A 20,964-nucleotide genomic window follows, 5' to 3' on the forward strand; every position below is an offset into this window, starting at 1 on the left:
ACAGCCAAGAGAGGAACGCCATGAGTCGTGAAGCCCTGCAGGAATCGCTGTCCGCAGTGATGGATAACGAAGCGGACGAACTGGAATTGCGTCGGGTATTGAATGCCTTCGACGATGTTGAAACCCGTGAGACCTGGGCTCGTTACCAGATCGCCCGGGCTGTGATGCACAAGGACCTGCTGCTTCCGCGTCTGGATATCGCTGCGGCCGTTTCTGCTGCATTGGCTGACGAAGCCGTACCGGCTAAAGCTTCCCGCGGTCCATGGCGCAGCCTGGGTCGCCTGGCCGTTGCCGCGTCGGTTACCGTCGCCGTCCTGGCCGGTGTTCGCCTGTACAACCAGGATGAAATCGCCGGTGTCCAGATGGCGCAACAGTCCAGCCAGCCAGGCTTGGCCGCTCCACAGGTCAAGGGACCTGCGGTACTGGCCGGCTACAGCGAAGGTTCGGAAACCGCCGGCCCGATGGTCAACGGTGTCCTGCAAGGCCAGCCAGGCTGGCATGACCAGCGTCTGCCCAGCTACCTGCGTCAGCATGCCCAGCAGGCTGCGCTGAAAGGTACCGAAAGCGCGCTGCCTTACGCTCGTGCCGCTAGCCTGGAAAATCGTTAAGGAAGGACTCTTGCGCGCCATACCTCTATTCACGCTTCTGCTGGGTGGCTGGTGCGCTGTTCCAGCCCATGCCGATGAAGCCCAGGACTGGTTGAATCGTTTGGGCCAGGCCGAGCAACAGCAAAGTTTCCAGGGTACTTTCGTTTACGAGCGCAACGGCAGCTTTTCCACTCATAACATCTGGCACCGTGTCCAGGACGGTAAAGTCCGCGAACGGTTGCTCCAGCAGGATGGTTCCGCACAGGAGGTCCTGCGTGTTGACGGACGCACACAATGCGTCAGCGGTGCTCTGGCGCCGGGGTTGGGAAATGCTGAAGGCACTGCACGTGCGCTCGATCCGCAAAAACTCAAGAATTGGTACGACCTTGCCGTAGTCGGCAGGTCGCGCGTGGCCGGGCGACCGGCTGTGATCATCTCCCTGACACCCAAAGACCAGCATCGGTACGCTTTCGAACTGCATCTGGATAAAGAAACCGGCTTGCCGCTCAAGTCCCTGTTGCTCAATGACAAGGGGCAGTTGCTGGAGCGTTTCCAGTTCACGCGCTTGAATACCGGCGTGCCATCGGAAAACGACCTGCAGGCCAGCGCCGACTGCAAGGCGGTGGTGCAAAGTGCCGACAAGTCCACTGCGGTGAAGGCTGCCTGGCATTCGGACTGGCTACCACCGGGCTTCGAATTGACCAGCAGTAACGTGCGCAAGGATCCGGATACCAATGTGCAGGTCAACAGCCTGATGTATGACGACGGCCTGGCACGTTTCTCGGTATTCCTCGAGCCCCTGAACGGTGCTACCGTCACCGATACCCGTACCCAGCTCGGGCCAACGGCGGCCGTTTCTCGTCGCCTCACCACGCCCCAGGGCGAAATGATGGTGACGGTGGTCGGCGAAATCCCTATCGGTACGGCCGAACGGATCGCGCTGTCCATGCGTTCAGACGCCACGGCGACTCAATAATGGGCCGCTTCGGTGGCTCGATCATGCCAGAGGCCAGCCAGGCCGGGGGCTGATCGAAATGCCGAAACTTCATGTCAGCATTTTAATTTGCAAAACTTCTGTTTTTTTTCTATTAGGTCAGAGCCGCTCGGCTCTGGCCTTGCCTGTTTTTCCGGAACAAAAATACCGGCGCCTTTTTCCAACTGGTATTCCTTGCTCCATATCGCTTAACCCTGCTCGTCGTAACGGGAGCCGTATGTCGATACCACGCTTGAAAACCTATCTATCCATTTTCGCCACTGTGCTGGTGCTCGGTCAGGGCGTTCCCGCCATGGCGGCCGATTTGCCTGACTTCACCCACCTGGTCGAGGAGGCTTCTCCTGCGGTGGTGAACATCAGTACGACCCAGAAACTGCCGGATCGCCGTGTATCGGATCCGCAGATGCCGGATCTGGAAGGTTTGCCGCCCATGTTGCGCGAATTCTTCGAGCGCGGGATGCCCCAGCCACGCTCCCCCGGCGGTGGTCGTCAGCGTGAGGCACAGTCCCTGGGCTCGGGCTTCATCATTTCTCCGGACGGTTACATCCTGACCAATAACCATGTGATCGCCGACGCCGACGAAATCCTGGTGCGCCTGGCCGATCGCAGCGAATTGAAGGCCAAGCTGGTCGGCACCGATCCACGTTCCGACGTGGCGCTGCTGAAAATCGAAGGCAAGGACCTGCCGGTGCTCAAGCTCGGCAAGTCCCAGAACCTGAAGGCTGGCCAGTGGGTGGTGGCCATCGGTTCACCGTTCGGCTTCGACCACACCGTGACCCAGGGCATCGTCAGTGCCATCGGTCGCAGCCTGCCGAACGAAAACTACGTTCCGTTCATCCAGACCGACGTGCCGATCAACCCGGGCAACTCCGGTGGCCCGCTGTTCAACCTCGACGGTGAAGTGGTGGGCATCAACTCCCAGATCTACACTCGTTCAGGCGGATTCATGGGGGTGTCCTTCGCGATTCCGATCGACGTTGCCATGGACGTATCGAACCAGCTCAAAAGCGAGGGCAAGGTCAGCCGTGGCTGGTTGGGCGTAGTCATTCAGGAAGTGAACAAGGACCTGGCGGAGTCCTTCGGGCTGGAGAAGCCTGCCGGTGCGCTGGTAGCGCAGATCCAGGAGGGCGGTCCGGCCGCCAAGGGCGGTCTGCAGGTGGGCGACGTCATCCTGAAGCTCAATGACCAGCCGATCATCATGTCCGCTGACCTGCCACACCTGGTCGGTGCGTTGAAGGCCGGTGCCAAGGCCAACCTGGAAGTGATCCGCGAAGGTAAGCGCAAGAACGTCGAACTGACCGTCGGCGCCATCCCGGAAGAAGGCGCGGAGCTGGAGTCGCAGCCAAAATCCGGCATCGAGCGCAGCAGCAATCGCCTGGGGGTGGCAGTGGTCGAGCTTACGGCCGAGCAGAAGCGAACCCTGGAGCTCCAGGGCGGTGTGGTGATCAAGGAAGTACAGGACGGTCCTGCCGCCCTGATCGGCCTGCAGCCAGGCGACATCATCACTCATCTGAACAACCAGGCCATCAGTTCCGCCAAGCAATTCACCGATATCGCCAATGCGCTGCCGAAGAATCGCTCGGTCTCGATGCGTGTCCTGCGTCAGGGACGTGCGAGCTTCATCACCTTCAAGCTGGCCGAATGACCGGTTAGCGGCGCAACGAAAAACCGCCTCGAAAGAGGCGGTTTTTTTTTGCCTGCGGGAAAACTCAGCCCATCATGTCCTTGACCATGCGCTCCTGCTCCATGAGCTCGCGTTGTCGGGCGTCGATACGTGACGACAACGGGAAGTTGGTGCCGGCACGCCGCTTGGCGAAATCCAGTTGCTGGATGGCCTGGCGATAGTCGCCCACCAGGGCGAAGTACTCGGCGCGGGCCTGGTGCAAGCCGATGATGTTGCCGGACAGGCCGCGGGTCTCGGCCACCATGTACCAGACGTCGGGATCGTCCGGGCGGGTCTTGAGCAGTGTTTCCAAGGCCTTCTCGGCATCGGCGGGACGGTTCTGCTTGAGCAGCAGGTCGACGCGCACCTGGTTGAGCGGATAGTTGGCGGGGTATTGCCGCAGCAACCGGTCGACGCGTGACTGGGCATCCGCCAGTCGGTTGCTGGTAATGTCCAGGTCCGTCTGGGCCAGGTTGTAGATGATCTCGTCGGGGGACTTGGCCAGCAGCGGCTTGAGATTCTCCCGGGCTTCATTCAACTGGCCACCCTTGATCTGGGCGATCGCCAGGCCATAGCGGGCCACGTCGTTCTTCGGGTTTTCATCCAGTTGCGCCCGGAAGCGCTTGGCGCCCAGGCCCGGGGTTTCCTCGTAGATCAATTGGACCCGCGCGCGAATCAATTGGTAGCGCATGCTGTCTTCGATGCCGCCTGGCCTGGCCTGCTCGGCGCGGTTGCGCGTGTCGGCGATCCGGGACTCGGTCACCGGGTGGGTCAGCAGGAATTCCGGTGGCCTGGCATCGAAGCGGTATTGACGCATCAGCCGTTCGAACATGGTCGGCATGGCGCGTGGGTCATAGCCAGCCTTTTCCAGGTTCAGGATGCCGATGCGGTCGGCTTCCTGTTCGTTCTGGCGGGAAAAGCGCCGTTGTTCCTGGATGGCCGCCGCCTGGGTCCCGGCGATGGCTGCGATTCCCGCATCTCCACCGCCGGCAGCGGCAATCACGATGCCGGTCAGCAGCGCTGCCATCATAGGCACCTGCATGCGCTGCTGGGCTTCGACGCCGCGGGCAAAGTGGCGTTGCGACAAGTGCGCCAGTTCGTGGGCCATGACCGAGGCATATTCGCCTTCGGTCTGGGCATTGAGGAACAGGCCGCCGTTGACCCCGACGATTCCCCCTGGTGCGGCGAAAGCGTTGAGCTGGGGGCTGTTGATCAGGATGAACTCCAGGCGCCGGTCGTTGACCTGGCTGGTTTCCACCAGCTTGTAGACGCTGGTCTCGACATAGTCCTTGAGTTGCGGATCGTTGAGTTGCGCGACCTGGCTGCGCAGCAAAGCCAGCCAGGCGCGACCCAGCTGGTGTTCCTGTTCCGGCGAGACGATGGCAGAACTGGCGTCGCCAAGTGACGGCAGGTCGTCGGCGAAGCCTGGTGAGGCAAGCAGGCAAGCGAGCGTCAGCAGGGTGGGGCGCAGAAATGTCATGCACGAAGCCTTAGTTGACAAAGACCCTACTGTAGCCGGACACCGGGCGCTGGACCAGATATTCTGATTTTGTCGAAAAGTGTCTGCGCCACGATCATGTTGCGTTGAAAACGGGCTCGGAATGCTCATTTACAACCAGTAGACTGCGCTTCCTCGCCTGTTGTCGCCTCGTTGATCGTCACCCGGCGGCTTTTCAAGAAAAATGGGCGGCCAAACGACCTGTTGCGGAGTGAACCGATGACCGATGCTGTAGCCCACGATGCCGAGCTGGACGCCAGTGGCCTGAATTGCCCGTTGCCGTTGCTCAAGGCCAAGCTGGAACTCAATCGCCTGGCCAGCGGTGCCGTGCTCAAGGTTACTGCCACGGACGCGGGCTCCCAGCGTGATTTCCGCACCTTCGCCCGACTGGCCGGTCATACGCTGCTGCACGAGGAAGACGATAACGGCGTCTTCCGTTACTGGCTCAAGAAAGCCTGAAAAAACCAGCCGGCGGCTCATAAGGATTGTTGATGTTCAAAGTGTTACGTGACTGGATTCAGCGCTATTTCTCTGACGAAGAGGCCGTGGTGCTGGCCGTGCTGCTATTCCTGGCCTTTACGGCGGTGCTCACCCTGGGCGGCATGCTGGCGCCGGTGCTGGCGGGGATGGTGCTGGCCTACCTGATGCAGGGGCTGGTCACGACGCTCGAACGCTTGCGGTTGCCTGGCAGCGTGGCAGTGGGTCTGGTATTCGCCTTGTTCATGGGGTTGCTGGTGGTATTCGTCGTGGTGGTCGTGCCGCTGCTCTGGCATCAGTTGGTGACGCTGTTCAACGAGCTGCCCGGCATGCTCGCCAAATGGCAGTCCCTGCTGTTGCTGCTTCCTGAGCGCTATCCGCACCTGGTGTCCGATGAGCAGGTCCTGCAGGCCATCGAAGTGCTGCGCGGCGAGATCGGCAAGTTCGGTCAGTGGGCGCTGACATTTTCGTTGTCCAGCCTGCCGCTGTTGGTGAACGTCATGATTTACCTGGTGCTGGTGCCGATCCTGGTGTTTTTCTTCCTCAAGGACCGGGAAACGATCGGGCGCTGGGTGCTCGGCTACCTGCCCCGTGAGCGGACGCTGATTACTCGGGTCGCCCAGGAAATGAATCGCCAGATTGCCAATTACATCCGTGGGAAGGTCATCGAGATCTTCATCTGCGGTGGGGTGACCTATATCGGCTTCGTGGCGTTGGGGCTCAATTACGCCGCATTGCTGGCGTTGCTGGTGGGCATTTCGGTGGTGGTGCCCTATGTCGGCACCGTGGTGGTGACTGTGCCGGTGGCATTGATCGCTCTGTTCCAATGGGGGTGGAGCGATCAGTTCATCTACCTGATGGCGGTCTACGGGATCATCCAGACACTGGACGGCAATGTGCTGGTGCCGCTGCTGTTCTCCGAAGCGGTCAACCTGCATCCGGTGGCGATCATCTGCGCGGTGCTGCTGTTTGGTGGGCTGTGGGGGTTCTGGGGTGTGTTCTTCGCGATTCCCCTGGCGACCCTGATCAAAGCAGTGCTGGATGCCTGGCCGGGCAAGGAGCCGGTTGTCGCGCCGTTGTTGTAGCTTTGACTGATGTGAGGCGGATGGCTTCATCGCGAGCAGGCTCGCTCCCACACGGATTCATGTTGTTGAACAATCCTCTGTGGGGGAGCCTGCTCACCAAGGCGTCGGCGCTGGCGCCAAAAAACTTCAGGCCTTGTTCAGTGCCTGAGCCGCCGCCAGTACTGCATCCACATGCCCTGGCACCTTAACGCCGCGCCACTCCTGGCGCAGCACGCCATCCTTGTCGATCAGGAACGTGCTGCGATCGACGCCCAGGTACTCCTTGCCGTACAGCTTTTTCAGCTTGATTACATCGAACAACTGGCAGACGGCTTCGTCCTTGTCGCTGATGAGCTCGAACGGAAACTCCTGTTTGCACTTGAAGTTCTCGTGGGACTTGAGGCTGTCCCGGGACACGCCGAATACTTCGGTGTTGGCCGCCTGGAACTGTGCGTATTGATCGCGAAAGCCCTGGCCTTCGGTGGTGCAGCCCGGCGTGCTGTCCTTCGGATAGAAATAGATCACCACCTGCTTGCCTTTCAGGGCGGCGAGGCTGACGGTCTGCCCGCTGGTGGCGGGCGCCTGGAAATCGGTAACCGGCTGGTCGACGGCAACGGCCATGAACGCTTCCTTACATTGGGTTTTGTGGGCGCCACGGTTCGATCAGCGCATCCAGGTTCATCGCATCGGCGAAGTCCAGGAACTGATCGCGCAGCCAACTGATCTGGGTGCCGGCCGGCAGCGTCACGGTGAACGTGGCGTTGAGCATGGTGCCGCCGGTCTGCGGAGCCTGGTAGGTGTCGCAGGTCAGGTTTTCCAGCTCGACGTGATGGTCCATGAAGAACTGGCACAGCTCATTGATGATGTCCGGGCGATAGGCCGAACTCACATAAGCCACGTAGGGCAGGGCCTGGGGACGGTTTTCCAGGGCTGCGCTGCGCACCACGTTGACGGTGAAGGCATGCTTCTTGGCCAGCACTGGCAGGCTGCCTTCCAGGCGGGCCAGGGCGTCCCAGCTGCCGGAGATCTCAAGCACGAGCGCACTGCATTCGCCGTGACGGGTCAGGCGTGAGGTCACGACGGCGCAGCGGTTTTCATGGCTGGCGCGGCACAGGACGTTAGTCAGCTCCATGGGGTTGGCGCCAAGGGCACTGATAACAAGGAATTGTTCGCGGACTGTGGGGGTGGACATGCAGCATTCCTAAAGCGATGAGCGGTCGGGACCTTTGTCACTCGACACGATGCCCTGCCCACGAAAACCGAACGGCTCAAGCCCTGTGCCTGGGATTGCCGTGCGTTCCGCAACAACGGGAAATGCACCAGGGCAAACGCAGGATCGGGGCTTGTGGCGACGAAAACGGAGGCTGGGAACCGGCATATGAGCTTATCGGTACCGATCAAAGTCTGAAGGGTAGCGAAAACCATCGCCAAGGGGAATGGGAGTTCGCTTGTACAAGCATCTTGGCGCCAGTACCATTACGGCTCTCTTTTTCCGGCAGGAGCGGTTTCATGATTGCGGGCAGTATGGTGGCACTGGTCACACCCATGGATGCACAAGGGCGTCTTGACTGGGTCAGCCTCAGCAAACTCGTGGACTTCCACCTTGAAAACGGTACCCATGCCATCGTCGCCGTCGGCACCACCGGCGAGTCGGCGACCCTCGACGTCAATGAACATATCGAAGTCATCCGGGCCGTGGTCAAGCAGGTCGACGGGCGCATTCCGGTGATCGCCGGCACCGGCGCCAACTCGACCCGCGAAGCCGTCGAGCTGACCCGCAACGCCAAGGAAGCCGGCGCCGATGCCTGCCTGCTGGTGGTCCCGTACTACAACAAGCCGACCCAGGAAGGCCTGTACCAGCACTTCAAGCACATTGCCGAAGCGGTCGACATCCCGCAGATCCTCTATAACGTTCCCGGCCGCACCTCCTGCGACATGCAGGCCGAGACCGTGATTCGTCTCTCCACCATCCCGAACATCATCGGCATCAAGGAAGCCACCGGCGACCTCAAGCGCGCCAAGGCCATCCTCGATGGCGTGGACAAGGATTTCATCCTGCTGTCCGGCGATGATCCGACGGCGGTCGAACTGATCCTGATGGGTGGCAAGGGCAACATCTCCGTTACCGCCAACGTCGCTCCCCGGGAAATGGCCGACATGTGCGAGGCGGCACTCAAGGGCGACGCCACCACCGCTCGGGCAATCAACGAAAAACTGATGCCGTTGCACAGGGACCTGTTCATCGAAGCCAACCCGATCCCGGTGAAATGGGCGCTGGTGGAAATGGGCCTGATGCAGGAGGGCATTCGCCTGCCGCTCACCTGGCTCAGCAATACCTGTCAAGAACCGCTGCGGCAGGCCATGCGCCAGTCCGGCGTCCTGGTTTAATTGAGGAAGTACAACGCATGAAGCGAATGGCCGGACTTTCCGCACTTGCCTTGATTATCTCCAGCACCAGTGGCTGCGGGTGGATCTGGGGGCCGGAAGGTTATTTCCGCGACCGTGGTAGCGATTACCTCAGCGCACAACAGACTGCACCGATGCAACTGCCGCCGGATGTCCACGTCGCCAAGCGCCTGGATCCGCTGTTGCCGATCCCGCGCAACGTGGCTGACGACAGCGTCAAGGGCGAGTACGTCGTCCCGCGTCCACAACCCCTGTCGGCCGTGGCCGATGCCAGCGACTACACCCTGCAGAAGAGCGGCGATACTCGCTGGGTCATGGCCCAGCACCCGCCGGCCGAAGTCTGGCCCGTGGCGATCCAGTTCTTCCAGGACAACGGTTTCCGCCTGGACGAACAGCGTCCGCAGACCGGCGAATTCACCACATCCTGGCAACGTGCCGATGAGCTGTCCGCCGCCATGGGCAAGCGCCTGGGCGCCGCCGGCGTCGGCTCCGACAGCGAAACCCGCGTTCGCGTGCGCATCGAGCCTGGCGTCCAGCGCAACACCAGTGAAGTCTACGTGGTCAGCGCCGAGCGTCCCGCCGGCAGCACCGCCGACGTGGCATTCACCAACCGTTCGGTCAATACCGGCCTCGACGCTGCGCTGGTGGACGACATGCTCGCCAGCATGAGCCGCTCCGCCGAACAGGGCGGTTCGGTCTCGATGCTGGCCTCCCGTGATTTCGACACGCCGAGCCGAGTCAGCCTGAGTGAAGACGGCAGCGGCAACCCGGTGCTCAACGTCGGTTCCGACCTGGACCGTGCCTGGTCCAGTGTGGGGCGTGCGCTGGAGCAGGGCGAATGGCGGGTCGAAGACATCAACCGCAGCCTGGGCCTGTACTACATCAACCTCGCCGAAAAAGCCGACAAGCCAGACGAGAAGCCCGGCTTCTTCAGTGGCCTGTTCGGTAGCAAGCCGGACAAGGAAGAAATCGAAGCCCGTGCTGAGCGCTATCAGGTTCGCCTGAGCAAGGTGGGCGACAACGTCCAGGTGACGGTCGAGAAGAACATCAACACCGTGGCGCCGGCCGATGTGGCCCGCAAGGTGTTGAGCGTGATTCAGGACAACCTGGGCTGATCCGATGCGTTTCGCCGTTCTCGGCAGCGGTAGCCAAGGGAACGGCACGCTGGTAGCCAGCGCTGGGACCTATGTGCTGGTCGATTGTGGTTTCTCCTTGCGGGAAACCGAGAAGCGCCTGTTGCGCCTTGGGGTGCATCCGGCGCAACTGAGCGCGATACTCGTGACCCACGAACATGCCGACCACGTGCATGGCGTGGGTTTGCTGTCTCGGCGCTACAATCTTCCGGTCTACCTCAGCCGCGGTACGCTGGGTGGTCTGCGCAAGCCCATCGAGCCGGCCGGTTTCGTGACCGGTGGCGAGCAGCTGCGCATAGGTGCTCTGGATATCAGCGTGGTCAGTGTGGCCCACGATGCCCTGGAGCCGACGCAGTATGTATTCAGCGACGGTGAACGGCGCTTCGGTTTGCTGACCGACCTGGGCTCGTATTGCGACAGGGTCATGGACAGCTACCGGGATCTCGATGCGTTGATGATCGAGTCCAATCACTGTCGCGACATGCTGGCCCGTGGTTATTACCCTTACTTTCTCAAGCAGCGGGTAGGCGGGGAGCGAGGACATTTGAACAACCACCAGGCGGCGTACCTGGTGGCCGAGTTGGGCTGGCAGGGCTTGCAACACCTGGTCCTGGCCCATCTGAGCAGCAAGAACAACCTGCCGCAGCTGGCCCGGCGATGTTTTGTCGACACCCTCGGGTGCGACCCGGACTGGCTGCAACTGGCCGATCAAGATTCAGGGCTCGACTGGCGACATATCGCCTAGCCCATACTTAGCAAGCGGAGCCCATCATGGAAAAACGTGAAGAACTCTACCGCGGCAAAGCCAAGTCGGTTTACAAGACCGATGACGCCGACCGCTTGATCCTGCTGTTTCGCAACGACACCTCGGCGTTCGACGGCAAGCGCATCGAGCAGCTCGACCGCAAGGGCATGGTGAACAACAAGTTCAACGCCTTCATCATGCAGAAGCTCGAAGCAGCCGGCGTGCCGACCCAGTTCGACAAGCTGCTGGGCGACAACGAATGCCTGGTCAAGAAGCTGGACATGATCCCGGTGGAATGCGTCGTGCGTAACTACGCCGCCGGCAGCCTGGTCAAGCGCCTGGGTGTGGAAGAGGGCATGAAGCTTAACCCCTACACCTTCGAACTGTTCCTGAAGGACGACGCCAAGGGCGACCCGTTCATCAACGAATCCCACGTCGTGGCGTTCGGCTGGGGCACCGCCGAGCAACTGGCCCGGATGAAGGAGCTGTCCCTCAAGGTCAACGAAGTTCTGAGCAAATTGTTCGACGACGCCGGCCTGCTACTGGTGGACTTCAAGCTCGAGTTCGGCGTGTTCAGCGACGGCTCCATCGTCCTGGGCGACGAATTCAGCCCGGATGGCTGCCGCCTCTGGGACAAGGCCACCAAGAAAAAAATGGACAAGGACCGCTTCCGCCAGGGCCTCGGCGACGTGATCGAAGCCTACGAAGAAGTCGCCCAGCGTCTGGGTGTGCCGCTGTAATCGACGCAAGCATCTGATAGCACGGAAAAAAATTCGCACGGGGGTTCGCTTCCGGCGAATGTGCTGGTATGATGCGCGCCACTGGAGAGATGCCGGAGTGGCCGAACGGGACGGATTCGAAATCCGTTGTACTGGCAACAGTACCTAGGGTTCAAATCCCTATCTCTCCGCCATTATTCGAAAACCCCACAGATTTGTGTCTGTGGGGTTTTTTCGTTTCCGGGATGCAAATGCTGCTTCGAAGGGCAGCAAGCGCTAGGCAAATCCGCACCGAGGCAGGCCTCCGAGCCTTGTTGTTGAGCGATCGGCAGTGTCACTTGTTTTGTGACAATTGGATAAATGGTCTATAGCTCAAGACATGTCTGCCGATAGGCAAGTCAATCCTCATGAAAGGAGCGACACCATGTTGCGGTTCTTTGCCGACCTTGGCTTCCGCTGGAAAATTACCCTGCCCATCGCTTTTCTCGTGGTGTTGCTGGTGCTCATGGGCTGGTCTGGCATGCGGGGCATCGGTGAGGTCACCGAATCCAGCACGCAGTTGACCAAGCGTTATCTGCCTGCCATCAGCCTGCTGCTCAACGCTGACCGTGATCTCTACCAGGCTTTCGTGGCCGAGCGCAGTCTGCTGGACGGCCATGCGGACGAGCACTTGAAAGCCTTGAGCGCCAGCCATGGGGAAAATACGAAGCAAGCCTATGACCGTGTCCAGAAATACGCAGCGATGCAGCCTGGGGCCGATGCGTTGGCGCTGGTGAGTCAGTTCAACGAGCGCTTTGCCCAATGGACCCAGGTTTCCCGGCGCGTGATCGAGTTGTCCGTGGGGGACCCGCAAGCGGCCAGCGCCTTGAGTTTTTCTGACAGTGAGCGTCTGTTCGAGGCGATGCGCGATGATATCGACAAGCTGGGCGAACTGGAGGAAGAGGCCTCGCACCGGGAAGGGGACGCAGCGATCGAGCGCGGTGAGGCCGTAGGGATTTTTCAAGGCGGCATCCTGCTGGTCGGTCTGCTCGGGGGCATCCTGGTGATTCTTGTCCTGCCGCTTGTGGTGCTGACGCCCATGCGTCGTCTGCTTCACCGCGTCGAGCAGATTGCCGAGGGTGGTGGCGATCTGAAAGGGCGTCTTGAAGTGCGTTCGGCTGACGAGCTGGGACAGCTTGGCACCGCCTTCAACCGTTTCCTCGACAAGCTTCAGCCACTGATCGCCGAGGTGGGCCGGGTGACCGGAGAGGTGGAGGCTGCGGCTCGTGCCATGGCCAGCATGGCCGCCACCAACGATCAATTGATCAGCAGCGAACATGCGGCCCTCGATCAGGTCAGCACCGCTGCGACCCAGATGAGCGCGGCTGTACACGAAGTGGCCCATAACGCGGTGAGTGCCTCGGACGCCGCGCAGCAAGCCAGCAGCCGCTCCCGGGATGGTGCCGAAGTCGTCACCAGCACGATCGAATCGATCCGCCAGTTGGCCCAGGAAGTGGAGAGTGCCTCGGGCACCATCGAGGCCCTTGCCCAGGAAACCTCCAGCATCGGTGCCGTCCTTGAAGTGATTCGCGGCATTGCCGAACAAACCAACCTGCTTGCACTCAACGCTGCCATCGAGGCCGCACGGGCTGGCGAGCAGGGCCGTGGTTTCGCCGTGGTGGCCGATGAGGTCCGGGCCCTGGCGGCGCGTACCCAGGATTCGACCAAGGACATCCAGGTGCGTATCGAGCGCCTGCAGAGCGGGGTCGCCAAGGCTGTACAAGCCATGCAGGTCGGCAGCAGCAAGGCCCGCGACAGTGTCGAGCGCGCTGCGGGTGTGGATCAGGTGCTCAGTGGCACCAGTGGCTCCATCGAGCGCATCAACGACATGGCCGCACAGATCGCCAATGCCTGTGAAGAGCAGAGCAGCGTGACCGAGGAGATCGCCCGGAACATTTCCGATATCCGTGACCTGTCCAACGAAGCGGCAGAGAATTCCGCCCAGAGCATGCACGCCAGCCAGCAGCTCTCCAGCCTGTCGAGGAGCCTGGCGGAACTGACCGGCCGTTTCCGCACCTGAGGCAAACGCGACAGTGCCTGTTTCCAAGTCTGACGCGGCGCTCACTCATGAGCGCCTGCGCGCCCTGCACCAGGACGGTTTCGTCCTGCTGCCCGCCGTGTTGGGCCGTTCGCAGATTGTCGACCTGCGCCGGGCCATCGACGCACTGAAGCCCATGCATTGGGACTACAGCGGCGTCATCGATCACTACAAATGCGTCTTCAATCGCGACCCGTTCTGGTTGCCCTATCTCGATGTGGACGGCGTCATCGAACTGGCGGAAGCGGCCCTGGGGGATGATTGCCATATCATCGGCCAGACCGCCTGGCGCTGCCACCCCGGTTTCGTCGGTGCCCCGTTGCACCTGGACTACCTGATGATGGAGTTGCCGCCGAGCCTGCTGCTTGATCCGGCCTTCGACTTGCCGATGCAGATTTTCACCGCCCAGTTCTACCTCGACGATATCGATGCCGATCTGAGCCCGACACGCGTCATTCCTGGCAGCCACCGGGCGGGACGCGCGCCCGTGGCAGGCGAGACGCAATGGGCGGGACGTTCCGCGCAGCCAGTGTTATGCCGGGCTGGCGACGTGCTGGTGCTGCGTAGCGAGTTGTGGCATGCCGGCAGTGACAACCGGACCGTCGACCGCTCGCGTTACCTGCTGCAAGTGCACTATGGCCGACGCATGATGGCGCAGAAGTTCTCTCCATACCTGCACTGGCAGTTCAACCCTGCCGTGCTCGCGGCCGCGACCCCTCGCCAACGGCGCCTGTTGGGCGATCATCTGGAAGCCGAATACGATTGACCCTGTTTCGTGGTCCGGTCAGATCCAGACATCGTTCTGCGCGGTTCGCTCATGGGTTTCGCCCGTGTTGATGACGCCCCGAGGTTCGATCAGCAGTACTTTCGCCTCCCGGGCGGCGCTGGGCCGATGTTCGATGCCTTTCTTGACGACATACATTTCGCCCGCGCCGATGGTCACCCAGCCGTCCCGGAAGTCGATACGGAGTTCGCCCTCCAGCACGATGAAGGTTTCATCGGTGTCGGCGTGGGAATGCCAGATGAAGTCGCCTTCGAGCCGGGCGACCTTGAATTGGTAGTCGTTCATTTCAGCCACGACTTTTGGTGCCCACCGATCCTGGAACAGGGCGCATTTCTGAGCGAAGTTGACAGGTGAATGCTGTATGGCCATCGAGGAATGCTCGCTTTGGAGTGGGGGAAGCCACACAAAGCTGTTCCCCAGGCTGGGCGGCCCGGCGAAGCAGCTTATGGGCGGTGCGCGCGACGCTGCTTCAGATCTCCTTCACAGGCGTCTCGCCCTGGACATTCTTGATCAGTCCGATGACATGCAGGCAGTCAGCCTTGTTCACATAGGACTCGCCGCTGGCGATCGTCTCGTGGTTGCCGGCCCTCAAGCGCCAGCGCCATTGGCCTTTTCCGCTGCTCTGGGTGCCTCGGGTCTGTCTGTAGATCTCAAAATACATCGATTCGCTCCCTGCGATTTACTCATTCAAGACATGTTTTGAACATGTCGTCGAAAGCCTAGCCAAGCTTAAAATTTTCGCTATCGCAAATACGTTTCCAAGGGTTATGAGATATTGCTATTCATGACAGCCTCTGGGGAACCATGGATGAACCGTAGCGAATTACGCAAGGCCGATATCAACCTGATGGTGGTGTTCGAAACGCTGATGCTTGAGCGCAACGTGACCCGGGCGGCGGAAAAGCTGTTCCTCGGCCAGCCGGCCATCAGTTCGGCCCTCAATCGATTGCGTACGCGGTTCAATGATCCGCTGTTCATTCGTGTCGGTCATCGCATGGAGCCCACGGCCCGGGCCGAGGAACTTTTCCAGCACCTTTCGCCGGCGCTGGATTCGCTGTCGGCGGCGTTGAGCCTGACCCATGATTTCGATCCCGCCAGCAGTACCATGACGTTTCGCATCGGTCTGTCGGACGATGTCGAGTTCGGCCTGTTGCCGCCGCTGCTGCACAGCTTGCGACGGGAGGCGCCGCAGGTCGTGTTCGTGGTCCAGCACGTCGATTACTGGCGCATCCCCGATTTGTTGGCAGCGGGTGATATCACCGTGGGAATCAGCCAGACCCGGGGATTGCCGGCCAACGCCAAGCGCAAGCTGCTACGGCAGATTCAGCCGCGGGTATTGCGAGCCGATGCGTCGGACTCGCCGCTGACCCTGGATGAATACTGCTCGAGGCCCCACGTGCTGGTGTCTCACACGGCGAACGTCGCCGGTCTGGCTGACGAATGGCTGGCCGAGATCGGGCGCAAGCGCCAGGTCGTGCTTTCGGTGCCACAGTACAGCGCGTTGCCGGCGTTGCTGGCGGGTACCGACCTGATCGCCAGCCTGCCGGACTATACCGCCACCGCCATGGCGGCTTCGGGCCAGTTATTCAACGAGCCCTTTCCATTCAAGACCCCGACCCTGGACCTGTCGATGGTCTGGCTGAGCCATGTCGACAACGACCCGGCCGAACGCTGGTTGCGCTCACGGCTGGAGGCGTTCATGGGCAATCGTGGGCCATCGGGACAACCCGAGCCCTGATCGCCTCTTGTCACGCAAGGCTGTGCCCGGGAAGCCAGGCGGGGTATGGTTGCGTCGGCTGGAATCCACATCGCCTTATTTCGAACCGGAGTCGAAACATGCCCCACCTGCACCTCGAGTACACCCCCAATCTGCCCCAGTTGAATGCCGATGTGGCTTTGCTGCGCCTGAATAATGCGCTGGTGGCGTCCGGTCAGTTCGCGGCCGAGTCGGATATCAAGAGCCGCGCCAGGAAAGTCGAGCATTTTCGGGTGGGCACCGGTCTGGGCGAGCGAGGTTTCGTGCATGTGAAACTCTCCTTGCTCAGTGGTCGTTCGCCGGAGATCAAGAAACAACTGGCCGACAGCCTGCTGGCGGTGCTCCAGGAGCTGGGCCCATGGCCGGCAGGGCTCAGCGTGCAGTGCAGCGTGGAAATGGCGGACATGGACCGGGGCTCCTACGCCAAGGCTGTCATCGAAAACTGAAACTCAGGCATCAAGCCCGGCGCAAGCCTTGACGATCTGTTCTCGCAGCCAGGCATTGGCGCTGTCCTGGTCGGCTGCCTGGCTCCATTGCATGTTCAAGGTAAACCCTGGCAGCCCCTTGGGAGCTTCGCAGTGACTGAACACCGCCTCGTCGGCCAGCAGCCTCTGGATGCGGCGAGGCAGGGTCAGGATGAAGTGGGTGCCGGTGATCATCTTCAAGGCCGCGCTGTAGCTATTGGCGCGCGCTGCAATCTGTCGCTGGTGTGCCTGCCGTGACAGCCAGCCGTCCACCATGTTGGTGGATGAGATCCAGGGCGACGGAAAAACGTGCCGGCGCTGTACGAAAGATCGAAGGTTCAATTGCGGCTCCAGTGGCGCCACCTGCCTATCCAGCACACAGACCAGGTCATCTTCCAGCAATTGCCGGGATCTGAAGTCGGCATGGTCGCTGTGGAAGTGCGGGCCGAAGCAGATCACCAGGTCCAGGCTGCCGTCGCGCAGGCCCTGGGCGGGGATGTCCGTCTCGAGCTTGTGCATGTTTATCGCCACCGGCAGGTCCGCATAGTCGAAGTCCTGGAGCAGCTTCGGCAGGATCAGTTGTTCGAAGTATTCCGGCGCGCAGATGTTGAACGTGACGGCGTGCCGGGTGGGATCGAAGGTGGGGGCACCGTCATGGCACCGGTTGATGCTTTGCAGGATGCTGCGCACATGGTCGTACATGCCTACGGCTTTATAGGTGGGGCGCATGCCGGTGCGGGTGTTGACGAACAATTCGTCCTTGAAACAGGTGCGCAATTTCTTCAGGCAGTAGCTGACCGTTGACTGGCTGACACACAATGCCTCGGACACGCCGCTGACGCTGCTTTGCTCGTACACGGCGCTAAACACCATGAGGTCCTGCATATCCAGCTTTCTGAGGGAGTTACTGTTCAGCATCCGTTGCTTCTCGCTGTGCTCCTTGCGCGGATCTTGCGCAAACCAGACCGATGATCCTAGCGGAACGATGGTTCCAAGTGAATGCCGCGCAGGCTGTTTCACGGTCGGGAACGGGACAGATAGTGTAGGGAACACGACAGGCACGAAGACGAGTCCGGCCCGCTTCGGCTGCCGCCCCGACACTTGATGTGTGCCTCTTAAAAAATAATTTAGTAGCAACTTTTTCACGAAAAATTGATGGTGGCCTACCTAAAGTTTGTGTTGCCGTGAAAAACGAATTTTCACACTTAGTTTCGGCAGTTCTTTTTCAAAGAGCAACTTTCAGGAAGCCATCAATCATTATGCTGCCTATTAAAGCCGTGCGCCCCGAGTGGGTGACGCTGGTCGCCAGTGCCTTTTTACTCGTTGCCTTCAACACTGTTCTATGGGAGCACTTGCTGAGCATCACGGCGACCGATGGCCGGGGCATGCTGATGGGCCTGGCATTTGTCGTGATGATCTTCTGTGCCTTCAACCTGGTGCTCACCCTCGTGGCGTTCCGTCCAGTGCTCAAGCCCGTGTTGATACTGCTGTTCTTGATCAGCGCCGGCGTTGCCTATTTCATGGCCCAGTACGGTGTGCTGATCGATGCCGGCATGTTTCGCAACTTCGCCGAAACCAACGCCACGGAAGTGCGTGATCTATTGTCATTGAAGTTGTTTGCCTACTTGGGATTGCTCGGCGTATTGCCGTCCTGGTTGTTGTGGAAGATACCAATCAATTATCGCCGGTGGCCCAGGGAGTTATTAAGCAAGTTATTGGTTGGTATGGTTTCTGTGGCCGTCATCGGTGGGGTCGCGTTGATCAATTACCAAGGATTGTCGTCATTGTTTCGCAACCACCACGAGTTGCGCCTGATGGTCGTGCCGAGCAACTACATCGGTGCCTCATTCGGCTACCTGCGTGAGCAGGTCGCGTCCGCCGAACAACCGTTCATCAGGCTGGGGGAGGATGCGAGTCGCAATCCGGCCTGGCAGACCCATGCCCGCAAGTCCCTCACCGTACTGGTGGTAGGGGAGAGCGCCCGCGCCGAGAACTTCGGCATCCTCGGCTATAACCGCGACACCACGCCGAACCTGGACCACGAGGCCGGCCTGATCGCCTTCACCGACGTGCATTCCTGCGGCACCGAAACCGCTGTGTCGGTGCCGTGCATGTTTTCCAACATGGGGCGCAAGGATTATGACGCCAGCAAGGCCAGGAACGAAGAAGGCCTGTTGGACGTGCTCAAGCGCGCCGGCCTGGAAGTGATCTGGCGGGACAACCAGTCCGGCTGCAAGGGCACCTGCGACCGGGTCACCGTTCAGGACGTGAGCAATCTCAAGGACCCGGACCTGTGCGCCAATAGCGAATGTCGCGATGAGATCCTGTTGCAGGGGCTGCAGCATTTCATCGACACCCTGGACAAGGATACGGTGCTGGTCTTGCACCAGATGGGCAGCCACGGGCCGGAATACTTCAAGCGTTATCCCAAGCAGTACGAACATTTCACCCCGGTGTGCGAAAGCAACGCGTTGAACAATTGCAGTCGCGAAAGCATCGTCAACGGCTACGACAACACATTGGTGTACACCGATCACGTGCTATCGACCTTGATCGACCTGTTGCGGGCCAATCAGGACAAGGTCGACACGGCCATGCTGTATCTGTCGGACCATGGCGAGTCCCTGGGCGAATACAACCTGTTCCTGCATGGCACGCCCTATATGCTGGCCCCTGAGCAGCAGAAGCACGTGGCAATGCTCGCCTGGTTTTCCGACAGCTATCAGAAGTCCTTTTCGGTCGACACCCATTGCCTTCAACTGAGTCGGGAAAAGCCCCTGTCCCAGGACAACCTGTTCCATTCGATGCTTGGGTTGCTGGAGGTCAACAGCAAGGTCTACAACCCGGATCTGGACATGTTCGCCAACTGTCGCGGCGCCGTGATCGATGGAGTGCTGGCTCGCCAATGATGTTTGCTTTCATCCGGGGCGTTCAATCTTTCATCGGACCGCCCCTTTAGCGGCGGGCATGTCCGAGTGACGCCCTGACTGCTGTCGAGCAATAAATCAAAATGTAGGACTATTCTTGCCGTTGCGCAGGCGATTTCTCTCAGGCTCTTGCTCTATGGATGCTCGCAATCGCTGACGGCGATATATACTGCGCGCCATTCTTCAAGGGAGAGCCGTGTGGCCATCGATATTCACTGGATTCGCGACAACGATAGCCTCGGTCGGTTTTGCGCCGAATGGCAACAGTTGCCATTCGTCGCCCTCGACACCGAATTCATGCGGGTCGACACCTTTTACCCCATTGCCGGCCTGCTGCAGATCGGCGATGGCACGCGTGCCTATCTGATCGACCCCTTGACCATCGATAACTGGCAGCCCCTGGCGGCATTGTTGGAAAACCCGGCGGTGCTCAAGGTGCTGCACGCCTGCAGCGAAGACCTTGAAGTGCTGTTGCGCCTGACGGGCAGCCTGCCCGCTCCATTGTTCGACACCCAGTTGGCCGCCGCCTACCTGAACCTGGGTTTCTCCATGGGCTATTCGCGGTTGGTGCAAGACGTGCTGGGCATCGAGCTGCCCAAGGGCGAGACCCGTTCCGACTGGTTGCAGCGGCCCTTGTCCGAGACGCAGATCAGCTACGCCGCCGAAGATGCAGTGCACCTGGCGGAAGTTTTCGTACAACTGCGCCCGAAGCTTTCCGATGAGAAGTACGCCTGGGTTCTGGAAGACGGCGCCGAGCTGGTCGCCAACCTGCGCCGCGAAGTCGATCCTTACGAGGTCTACCGCGAAGCCAAGCTGGCCTGGAAACTCTCCCGCGCCCAACTGGCCGTGCTGCGGGAGCTATGCGCCTGGCGTGAGCGGGAGGCGCGGGCCCGTGACCTGCCACGCAACCGGATCATACGCGAGCATTCCCTATGGCCCCTGGCCCGTACCCAACCGGATAACCTCGGTGCCCTGGCGAAAATCGAGGACATGCACCCACGTACCGTGCGCCAGGATGGCGAGTTTTTGCTGGACCTGATTAAACGCGCCGCCAAGGTGCCGCCCGAGCAATGGCCCCCGGCCGTGCCAGAGCCGTTGCCCATCGAGGCTTCGGCGCTGGTCAAGCGACTGCGGGCACTGGGGCAGGCCGAGGCCGAACGCCTGGGCATCGCCCCGGAACTGATGCTGCGCAAGAAAACCCTCGAAGCGCTGATCAAGAGCGGCTTCCCCGAGGGTCCTTACCAATTGCCCGATTCGCTGCGTGGCTGGCGCCGCGAATTGATGGGCCAGGCACTGCTCGATAGCCTGGCCACTGCCGGAGAACAGCCTTGAAACGTATCTGCTCCATTTACCGCAGCTCGAAGAAAAACGAGATGTACCTCTATGTGCTCAAGAGCGATGCACTGGCGCGGGTACCCGAGCCATTGCTGGCTGCCTTCGGCAAGGCGACCCATGTGTTCGACCTGGTGCTGAGCCCCGAGCGACAGCTGTCCCGCGAGGACATCAACAAGGTGCTGGAGAACCTCGACACCCAGGGGTATCACTTGCAGATGCCACCGGCCGAAGACGAATACATCGAGCATCTGCCCGAAGAGTTGCTGCGCCGCAACGACCCGGTCTGACGCACCCCAGGGGCGCCTGTCCTGGCGCCTCTTGAACGATACTGGATT

Annotated in this window: 22 protein-coding genes and 1 tRNA gene; 17 read left to right on the top strand and 6 right to left on the bottom strand. The window is 60.6% G+C overall.

The annotated features are described in order from the left end of the window. The first annotated feature begins 20 nt into the window (after positions 1–20). From AC1M7R_RS18240 to AC1M7R_RS18250, 3 genes are all read left to right on the top strand, one after another. A complete protein-coding gene (locus AC1M7R_RS18240) occupies positions 21–608 on the top strand; it encodes a sigma-E factor negative regulatory protein (RefSeq protein ID WP_072398690.1) in 588 nt (195 codons plus the stop codon). 10 nt (positions 609–618) lie between these two features. Further along, positions 619–1,563 carry a MucB/RseB C-terminal domain-containing protein gene (locus AC1M7R_RS18245; RefSeq protein WP_072398691.1) on the top strand — a complete coding sequence of 315 codons (945 nt, stop codon included), beginning with the start codon at positions 619–621 and terminating at the stop codon, positions 1,561–1,563. 235 nt (positions 1,564–1,798) lie between these two features. Next, positions 1,799–3,226: a DegQ family serine endoprotease gene (locus tag AC1M7R_RS18250; RefSeq protein ID WP_072398692.1), complete on the top strand. Its 1,428-nt coding sequence runs from the start codon at positions 1,799–1,801 to the stop codon at positions 3,224–3,226. A 64-nt stretch (positions 3,227–3,290) separates the two neighbouring features. Here AC1M7R_RS18250 and AC1M7R_RS18255 read toward each other — a convergent pair whose 3' ends face one another. Continuing rightward, the gene (locus tag AC1M7R_RS18255) at positions 3,291–4,724 is read right to left on the bottom strand and encodes a M48 family metalloprotease (protein ID WP_072398693.1); all 1,434 of its coding nucleotides are present in this window, start codon (positions 4,722–4,724) and stop codon (positions 3,291–3,293) included. A gap of 237 nt (positions 4,725–4,961) precedes the next feature. On the opposite strand from AC1M7R_RS18255, the gene AC1M7R_RS18260 reads away from it, so the two are divergent. Next, positions 4,962–5,201 carry a sulfurtransferase TusA family protein gene (locus AC1M7R_RS18260; RefSeq protein ID WP_072398694.1) on the top strand — a complete coding sequence of 80 codons (240 nt, stop codon included), beginning with the start codon at positions 4,962–4,964 and terminating at the stop codon, positions 5,199–5,201. 32 nt (positions 5,202–5,233) lie between these two features. Further along, on the top strand, positions 5,234–6,304 hold the full coding sequence (locus AC1M7R_RS18265) for an AI-2E family transporter (protein ID WP_490609793.1): 1,071 nt from the start codon (positions 5,234–5,236) through the stop codon (positions 6,302–6,304). 126 nt (positions 6,305–6,430) lie between these two features. Here AC1M7R_RS18265 and AC1M7R_RS18270 read toward each other — a convergent pair whose 3' ends face one another. Next, entirely contained in the window at positions 6,431–6,904 is a 474-nt protein-coding gene (locus AC1M7R_RS18270) for a peroxiredoxin (RefSeq protein ID WP_072398696.1), read from the bottom strand. A 10-nt stretch (positions 6,905–6,914) separates the two neighbouring features. Beyond that, positions 6,915–7,475, bottom strand: coding sequence for a glycine cleavage system transcriptional repressor (locus AC1M7R_RS18275; protein WP_003184325.1), 561 nt, complete (start codon positions 7,473–7,475; stop codon positions 6,915–6,917). Between the two features lie 317 nt (positions 7,476–7,792). Here AC1M7R_RS18275 and dapA point away from each other — a divergent pair, with 317 nt between their 5' ends. The 7 genes from dapA to AC1M7R_RS18310 all read left to right on the top strand — a co-directional run bounded on the left by dapA (position 7,793) and on the right by AC1M7R_RS18310 (position 14,129). Further along, the gene (dapA, locus tag AC1M7R_RS18280; RefSeq protein ID WP_072398697.1) at positions 7,793–8,671 is read left to right on the top strand and encodes a 4-hydroxy-tetrahydrodipicolinate synthase; all 879 of its coding nucleotides are present in this window, start codon (positions 7,793–7,795) and stop codon (positions 8,669–8,671) included. A gap of 17 nt (positions 8,672–8,688) precedes the next feature. Next, positions 8,689–9,804 carry an NlpB/DapX family lipoprotein gene (gene bamC / locus AC1M7R_RS18285; protein ID WP_072398698.1) on the top strand — a complete coding sequence of 372 codons (1,116 nt, stop codon included), beginning with the start codon at positions 8,689–8,691 and terminating at the stop codon, positions 9,802–9,804. 4 nt (positions 9,805–9,808) lie between these two features. Next, positions 9,809–10,567 (top strand): MBL fold metallo-hydrolase, encoded by a 759-nt coding sequence (locus AC1M7R_RS18290; protein WP_490609794.1) that lies wholly within the window; start codon positions 9,809–9,811, stop codon positions 10,565–10,567. 26 nt (positions 10,568–10,593) lie between these two features. Further along, positions 10,594–11,307, top strand: coding sequence for a phosphoribosylaminoimidazolesuccinocarboxamide synthase (purC, locus tag AC1M7R_RS18295; protein WP_016963914.1), 714 nt, complete (start codon positions 10,594–10,596; stop codon positions 11,305–11,307). 83 nt (positions 11,308–11,390) lie between these two features. After that, positions 11,391–11,480 (top strand) — tRNA-Ser (locus AC1M7R_RS18300). Between the two features lie 230 nt (positions 11,481–11,710). Next, positions 11,711–13,345 (top strand): methyl-accepting chemotaxis protein, encoded by a 1,635-nt coding sequence (locus AC1M7R_RS18305; protein WP_072398700.1) that lies wholly within the window; start codon positions 11,711–11,713, stop codon positions 13,343–13,345. A 13-nt stretch (positions 13,346–13,358) separates the two neighbouring features. Continuing rightward, the gene (locus AC1M7R_RS18310; RefSeq protein WP_072398701.1) at positions 13,359–14,129 is read left to right on the top strand and encodes a phytanoyl-CoA dioxygenase family protein; all 771 of its coding nucleotides are present in this window, start codon (positions 13,359–13,361) and stop codon (positions 14,127–14,129) included. Between the two features lie 18 nt (positions 14,130–14,147). Here the strand turns inward: AC1M7R_RS18310 and AC1M7R_RS18315 are convergent, their stop codons facing one another. Together AC1M7R_RS18315 and AC1M7R_RS18320 are read right to left on the bottom strand one after the other, a co-directional pair. Continuing rightward, positions 14,148–14,516 carry a cupin domain-containing protein gene (locus AC1M7R_RS18315; RefSeq protein ID WP_072398702.1) on the bottom strand — a complete coding sequence of 123 codons (369 nt, stop codon included), beginning with the start codon at positions 14,514–14,516 and terminating at the stop codon, positions 14,148–14,150. Between the two features lie 100 nt (positions 14,517–14,616). Beyond that, positions 14,617–14,808 carry a YegP family protein gene (locus AC1M7R_RS18320; protein ID WP_041023896.1) on the bottom strand — a complete coding sequence of 64 codons (192 nt, stop codon included), beginning with the start codon at positions 14,806–14,808 and terminating at the stop codon, positions 14,617–14,619. A gap of 147 nt (positions 14,809–14,955) precedes the next feature. Here AC1M7R_RS18320 and AC1M7R_RS18325 point away from each other — a divergent pair, with 147 nt between their 5' ends. Together AC1M7R_RS18325 and AC1M7R_RS18330 are read left to right on the top strand one after the other, a co-directional pair. After that, entirely contained in the window at positions 14,956–15,885 is a 930-nt protein-coding gene (locus tag AC1M7R_RS18325; protein ID WP_092181692.1) for a LysR family transcriptional regulator, read from the top strand. A gap of 98 nt (positions 15,886–15,983) precedes the next feature. Further along, positions 15,984–16,349, top strand: a complete 366-nt coding sequence (locus AC1M7R_RS18330; RefSeq protein WP_072398704.1) for a 5-carboxymethyl-2-hydroxymuconate Delta-isomerase — start codon at positions 15,984–15,986, stop codon at positions 16,347–16,349. Between the two features lie 3 nt (positions 16,350–16,352). Here AC1M7R_RS18330 and AC1M7R_RS18335 read toward each other — a convergent pair whose 3' ends face one another. After that, positions 16,353–17,285: a LysR family transcriptional regulator gene (locus AC1M7R_RS18335; protein ID WP_490609795.1), complete on the bottom strand. Its 933-nt coding sequence runs from the start codon at positions 17,283–17,285 to the stop codon at positions 16,353–16,355. 341 nt (positions 17,286–17,626) lie between these two features. Between AC1M7R_RS18335 and AC1M7R_RS18340 the strand changes: the two genes are divergently transcribed. The 3 genes from AC1M7R_RS18340 to AC1M7R_RS18350 all read left to right on the top strand — a co-directional run bounded on the left by AC1M7R_RS18340 (position 17,627) and on the right by AC1M7R_RS18350 (position 20,916). Further along, positions 17,627–19,276: a phosphoethanolamine transferase gene (locus AC1M7R_RS18340; protein WP_072459285.1), complete on the top strand. Its 1,650-nt coding sequence runs from the start codon at positions 17,627–17,629 to the stop codon at positions 19,274–19,276. A gap of 216 nt (positions 19,277–19,492) precedes the next feature. Next, positions 19,493–20,626: a ribonuclease D gene (gene rnd / locus AC1M7R_RS18345; protein ID WP_490609796.1), complete on the top strand. Its 1,134-nt coding sequence runs from the start codon at positions 19,493–19,495 to the stop codon at positions 20,624–20,626. Beyond that, positions 20,623–20,916: a YcgL domain-containing protein gene (locus AC1M7R_RS18350; protein ID WP_053155846.1), complete on the top strand. Its 294-nt coding sequence runs from the start codon at positions 20,623–20,625 to the stop codon at positions 20,914–20,916. The genes rnd and AC1M7R_RS18350 overlap by 4 nt, the downstream gene beginning before the upstream one ends. Positions 20,917–20,964 lie beyond the last annotated feature (48 nt).

Source organism: Pseudomonas sp. MS01C9 (genome assembly GCF_058202755.1).

Excerpts from the sequence above, each read along its gene's own strand:
- AC1M7R_RS18340 (WP_072459285.1), top strand. The coding sequence starts at position 17,627 with ATGCTGCCTATTAAAGCCGTGCGCCCCGAGTGGGTGACGCTGGTCGCC.
- AC1M7R_RS18305 (WP_072398700.1), top strand. The coding sequence starts at position 11,711 with ATGTTGCGGTTCTTTGCCGACCTTGGCTTCCGCTGGAAAATTACCCTG.
- AC1M7R_RS18255 (WP_072398693.1), bottom strand. The coding sequence starts at position 4,724 with ATGACATTTCTGCGCCCCACCCTGCTGACGCTCGCTTGCCTGCTTGCC.
- AC1M7R_RS18330 (WP_072398704.1), top strand. The coding sequence starts at position 15,984 with ATGCCCCACCTGCACCTCGAGTACACCCCCAATCTGCCCCAGTTGAAT.
- AC1M7R_RS18290 (WP_490609794.1), top strand. The coding sequence starts at position 9,809 with ATGCGTTTCGCCGTTCTCGGCAGCGGTAGCCAAGGGAACGGCACGCTG.
- purC (WP_016963914.1), top strand. The coding sequence starts at position 10,594 with ATGGAAAAACGTGAAGAACTCTACCGCGGCAAAGCCAAGTCGGTTTAC.
- AC1M7R_RS18320 (WP_041023896.1), bottom strand. The coding sequence starts at position 14,808 with ATGTATTTTGAGATCTACAGACAGACCCGAGGCACCCAGAGCAGCGGA.
- AC1M7R_RS18335 (WP_490609795.1), bottom strand. The coding sequence starts at position 17,285 with ATGCTGAACAGTAACTCCCTCAGAAAGCTGGATATGCAGGACCTCATG.
- AC1M7R_RS18250 (WP_072398692.1), top strand. The coding sequence starts at position 1,799 with ATGTCGATACCACGCTTGAAAACCTATCTATCCATTTTCGCCACTGTG.
- dapA (WP_072398697.1), top strand. The coding sequence starts at position 7,793 with ATGATTGCGGGCAGTATGGTGGCACTGGTCACACCCATGGATGCACAA.
- AC1M7R_RS18325 (WP_092181692.1), top strand. The coding sequence starts at position 14,956 with ATGAACCGTAGCGAATTACGCAAGGCCGATATCAACCTGATGGTGGTG.
- AC1M7R_RS18240 (WP_072398690.1), top strand. The coding sequence starts at position 21 with ATGAGTCGTGAAGCCCTGCAGGAATCGCTGTCCGCAGTGATGGATAAC.
- AC1M7R_RS18275 (WP_003184325.1), bottom strand. The coding sequence starts at position 7,475 with ATGTCCACCCCCACAGTCCGCGAACAATTCCTTGTTATCAGTGCCCTT.
- AC1M7R_RS18265 (WP_490609793.1), top strand. The coding sequence starts at position 5,234 with ATGTTCAAAGTGTTACGTGACTGGATTCAGCGCTATTTCTCTGACGAA.
- AC1M7R_RS18270 (WP_072398696.1), bottom strand. The coding sequence starts at position 6,904 with ATGGCCGTTGCCGTCGACCAGCCGGTTACCGATTTCCAGGCGCCCGCC.
- AC1M7R_RS18260 (WP_072398694.1), top strand. The coding sequence starts at position 4,962 with ATGACCGATGCTGTAGCCCACGATGCCGAGCTGGACGCCAGTGGCCTG.
- bamC (WP_072398698.1), top strand. The coding sequence starts at position 8,689 with ATGAAGCGAATGGCCGGACTTTCCGCACTTGCCTTGATTATCTCCAGC.
- AC1M7R_RS18315 (WP_072398702.1), bottom strand. The coding sequence starts at position 14,516 with ATGGCCATACAGCATTCACCTGTCAACTTCGCTCAGAAATGCGCCCTG.